At 70.7% G+C, this 4,652-nt stretch carries 3 protein-coding genes; 1 reads left to right on the forward strand and 2 read right to left on the reverse strand.

Features of this window, described 5'->3' with window-relative positions; all coding sequences use genetic code 11:
• Window positions 1–1,662: bifunctional diguanylate cyclase/phosphodiesterase (locus AC1D12_RS25275; RefSeq protein WP_477843636.1), on the reverse strand; the 1,662-nt coding region annotated here is incomplete at its 3' end.
• Window positions 1,663–1,684: 22 nt separating this feature from the next.
• Complete coding sequence (locus tag AC1D12_RS25280; RefSeq protein WP_477843640.1) at window positions 1,685–2,356, reverse strand: transglutaminase-like cysteine peptidase; 672 nt, start codon at window positions 2,354–2,356, stop codon at window positions 1,685–1,687.
• 279 nt (window positions 2,357–2,635) lie between these two features.
• On the opposite strand from AC1D12_RS25280, the gene AC1D12_RS25285 reads away from it, so the two are divergent.
• Window positions 2,636–4,465 carry a TolC family outer membrane protein gene (locus tag AC1D12_RS25285; RefSeq protein WP_477843638.1) on the forward strand — a complete coding sequence of 610 codons (1,830 nt, stop codon included), beginning with the start codon at window positions 2,636–2,638 and terminating at the stop codon, window positions 4,463–4,465.
• The last annotated feature ends 187 nt before the right edge of the window (window positions 4,466–4,652 follow it).

A 4,652-nucleotide genomic window follows, 5' to 3' on the forward strand; every position in this document is an offset into this window, starting at 1 on the left:
GGCATGCTCCAGCCCGAGCCGGATGCCGGTCGGGCGCAGCTGCCGGCCGAGCTCCTGCAGCAGCCCGAAGTGCTCGACGGCCGCGTTCTCGGCCACCTCGAGCCAGATCAGCCGCGCCACCTGCGGCGCATTCCACAGCAGCGCGCGCAGCCGTGCCGAGAAGCCGCTGTCGGCCAGCGACGACGGCGACAGGTTCACGCAGCGCGGCTTGCCGTCGCGCGCCGCATCGCGCAGCGCGAGCGCGAGCGCGCATTCGTCGATGTCGACCGTGAGCCGGCTGCGGATCGCCAGCGGCAGCCAGCGCGCGGCCGGCTCGTACACGCCGTTCGGCTCCAGCTGCAGGCGCAACGGGCATTCGAGGTGGATCAGGTCTTTGCGCACGTTGACCAGCGGGAAGCTGACCAGGTGGGCGCGCTGCTGGCCGATCGCGTCGCGGATGCGCTGGCGCCAGGCGCCCTCGCCCAGCATCGCGACGGCGACACTGCCCTCTCCGCCCAGTTCCACTGCGAACGGCCCGCGGCTCTCGGCGCGCGCCAGCGCGGCATCGGCCTCGCTCATCACCTGCGCCATSGTCATCTCGCGGCGCAGCTCGAGCGCGCCGACGCTGACGCCGGCCTCGGCACTGAGGTTCGGCAGCACCAGGCTCAGCGCATCGGCCAGCGCCTGCGCGGTCTCGCGCGCCATGCCGGCCACCGGCAGGCACAGCGCGAAGTCCGAGCCGTTCAGGCGGCCGATGAAGCAGCCCTTCACCCGATCGCCGTACGGCCGCAGCGCCTGGGCCACGGTGGTGATCATCCGGTCGGTCTCGGCATGGCCGAGGGTCCGGTTCAACCCGGCCAGGTCGAGCACGCGCAGCAGCACCAGGCCGCCCTCGGCCGCGCCGTCCTCGCGCTGCAGCATCACGGCCAGCTGGCCGAGGAAATGCGCCCGGTTCGACAGGCCGGTCAGCCGGTCGCAGTTGGCCTGCTGGCGCAGCCCTTCCAGCTGCTCGGCCTGCGCCTGGAACGTGATGCRCAGGCGCCCCACCATCGTGTTCATCGCCTGCGTCACGCGGCGCAGCTCCGGCACGCCGGGCTCGGGCACCGTGGTGAACTCGCCGCGCACCAGCGCCTGCGCCTGGTCGACCACCGAATCGAGCGGCCGCCGGATGCGCCGGATCATCAGCGTGCCGGCACCGCCCGCCAGCAGCCCGACCAGGCCGAGCGCCAGCGCCGACCACAGGCTGCTGCGCCACAGCTCGTCGTGCGCATAGCCGCTCTGGCTGATCAACTCGACGCGGCCGAGCGCGCGCCAGCCATCCGACACCTGCGCCACGCCCTGCGGGGCGGAGATCGGCACCAGCCGCGCGAACCAGCCCGGCGCCTCGCGCGGGGCGCCGGAGGCCTCGCGCTGGAAGGCCACGCTGCCGTCGCTCGCGACGAAGCGGATGCGGCTGTAGTAGCCGCTGTCGAACTGCGCGGCCAGCAGCAGGTTCATCAGTTCCTTGTCGCCATGCTGCTGCGACAGCGCGAGCGCCAGTGCCGTCGCGTTGTCGGCGTTCTTCACGCCCAGCTGGGTCTGCAGGTAGCCGCGCGCCGATTCGACCGCGACGGTCACGCTGCCGGCAAAGGCCAGCAGCACCGTGCCCAGCAGCAACAACCAGATCTGGCGGATCAGCGACATGCTCTCTCCCTCGTTCGTTGACTCATTGGAACCCCTCGGCGCGGGCCTTCGCAAGCACTTCGCGCCAGCGCGACAGGCGCACCGACGGGTCGCCGGCCGCCTGCGGGCCGACGCCCTGCCACAGGCCGTCGCTGTTGAAGCTGAAGACGGGGGTCAGGTCCGGCCGCCGCGACGCCGGCCGCACCTCGGTGATCAGGTTGTCGAGAATCAGCGGCTCGGCGTCCGGCGTGGCATACCAGGCGAGCACCATGTGCGCCTGCACCACGCCGTTCGGCCCGCCGATCTGCGCCCGCACGTAGACGAGCCGCAGCTTGGCGATCGGCACGCCGAGCGCCAGCAGGCTGAAGTACTTCGCGATCGCGTRGTCCTCGCAGTCGCCGGCACCCTTGCCCAGCGTCTCGAGCGGGCTGGCCCAGTAGTCGACCTGGCCCCAGACCTCGGTGTCGTCGCGAAACAGCACACGGCGGTTGAAGAACTCGTTGATCGTCTGCAGCCTGGCCGGCTCGTCCAGCCCCTGGGCGGCGGCCAGCACCGGCTGCAGCGCGCGCACGCCGTCGACGGCGCGGGGCGAGATGCGCTGCGCGGCGGCCAGCATGCGGTCGGCGTCCCAGGCGCCCGAGGGCACGCCGGCGAGCACGAGCGCCACCGCCACCATCCACGCGACGATGCCGCGGCGCAGCCGGCGGCAGGACATCACGTCGGGGTTCGATTCAGCGTGCACGTGCATCCATGTGGTGGGGCCCGACGTAAGGATGTCGTCATGGTGCGCGGCGACTTGAGGAGTCCCCACGCCGGCGCACCAGAGTCCGGCAGTGTGTGAGGAGTTGTGGCAGAAACACCGCTCCGCGCACCCATTGCGTGAAATACTGTGGGCGCCTTGATGATCTCCCGATGCGCCCGGGTGAGCAGTTGTAGCGCGGCCACTACACTCCGATCGGGTTTACCGATGGGTTCGCTCAGAGACAGGATCACGATGCAGTTGAAGACCAAGAGCTTGCTCGCCACCGCCGCTGCCGCACTGCTGTGCACCGGCCCCACCCTCGCGCAGAGCAACGACGCCCTGAAGGCGGCCGCCCAGAAGGCCGTCTCATCCAACCCTGAAGTCACCGGCCGGTTCAATGCCTACCGCGCGTCGTCCGATGCGATCGACGCCTCGCGCGGCGGCTTCTATCCCCGGCTCGACCTGAGCGCCAACGTCGGCCGTGACCGCGACAGCATCGATTCGCGCACGCCCGAGAGCCAGTCGACCAGCCGCAGCGGTGCGGCGCTGACGCTGACGCAGCTGCTGTGGGATGGCCTGGGCACCAGCAAGGACGTGAGCCGTCTCGGCCACGAGCGGCTGGCCCGCTACTTCGAGGTGGTCGACGTCACCGAGCAGACCGCACTCGAAGCCGCGCGCGCCTACTACGACGTGCTGCGCTACCGCCGCCTGGTGGCGCTGGCCGAAGACAATTTCGTGCAGCACCGCAGCGCGTTCAACCAGATCAACTCGCGCGTGCGTGCCGGAGTCGGCCGGGGCGTCGACCTCGAGCAGGCCGGCGCGCGGCTGGCGCTGGCCGAATCCAACCTGTCGACCGAGGTGTCGAACCTGCATGATGTGTCGGCGCGCTACCAGCGCGTGGTCGGCGAGGCGCCGCCGGCGGTGATGCCGCTGCCCGTGCCGCTGCGCCAGGCGATCCCGGCCAGCGCGAACGAGGCGGCGGCCGAGGCGATCCGGCGCAGCCCGACGATCAGCGCGAGCGTCGAATCGCTGCGCTCGGCGCGCTCGCTGGTCTCGGTGCGCGAGAGCGCCTACCAGCCGAAGGTCGAGGCCCGCGTGCGCGCCGGTGCCGGCCGTAACTTCGACGGTGTGCAGGACCAGCGCCGCGACAGCACTGCCGAGATCGTGCTGAACTGGAATCTGTTCAACGGTGGCTCCGACCAGGCCCGCGTGCGCCAGCAGACCAGGTTGCTGACGCAGGCCGAGGACCAGCGCGACAAGGTCTGCCGCGATGTGCGCCAGACGGTGGAGATCGCCTACAACGACACCCGCAAGCTGGTCGACCAGCTGGGTTATCTCGACCGCAACACGATCGCGATCGAGAAGGCACGCGACGCCTACCGCCAGCAGTTCGACATCGGCCAGCGCAGCCTGCTCGACCTGTTGAACGCCGAGAACGAGCTGTACACCGCGCGGCGTTCGTATGCGAATGCCGAGTACGACCTGGGCGTGGCTTACGTGCGCACGCAGGCGTCGATGAACCAGCTGAGCGCCCAGCTCGGGCTGGCGCGCGACCAGGGTGCGCCCGAGGCGCCGGACGACGCGAGCGGGTGGTCGGCCGATGGCGATGCGCCGGGGCGCTGCCCGGCCGATGCCGTGACCTCGCCGCCGATCGATTTCGAGGCCTTGTCGAAGCGTGCTGCCGCCGGTACCGGCCCGGCCACGCCGATCGCGGGGGGCGTCTCGACGCTGCCGGCCGTGGTGGCACCAGCCAGCTCGCCGCTGGCGCGCCTGAATGCGTGGACGGCGGCCTGGGAGGCCAAGGATCTGCCGCGCTATCTGAGCTTCTATRCACCGGGCTTCAAGCCGGCGCAGGGTTCGGTCGACGCCTGGAAGGCGCGCCGGCAGGCGATGCTGGCGAAGACCGGTCCACTCACCGTGAAGCTGGAGAACGTCGACGTGCAGGCCACCGGGCCTGGCGTTGCGCAGACCCGCTTCAAGCAGACGTACACCTCGTCGGGCTACTCCGACGTCGTGAACAAATCGGTGACCTGGCAGTTGATTGACGGCCAGTGGTTCATCACGAAAGAAAGCAACCTGTAGGCTTGGCGCGGCTCGGCTCGGCTCGTCGCGGCGCGGCGGGTGAGGGGCTGGGCTGGGGGCTCATGCCGAGGCGGTCGACGCCCCTGGGGGCGCCGACTCCACGAAGAAGCTCGGCTTCGGGGGTGCATCGCCAAACTCCCTCCGCTCACTGCGTTCGCTGTGGTCAAACAGTGGCGATGAGTATGTC

This window comes from Rhizobacter sp. P1_G5, from assembly GCF_056405435.1.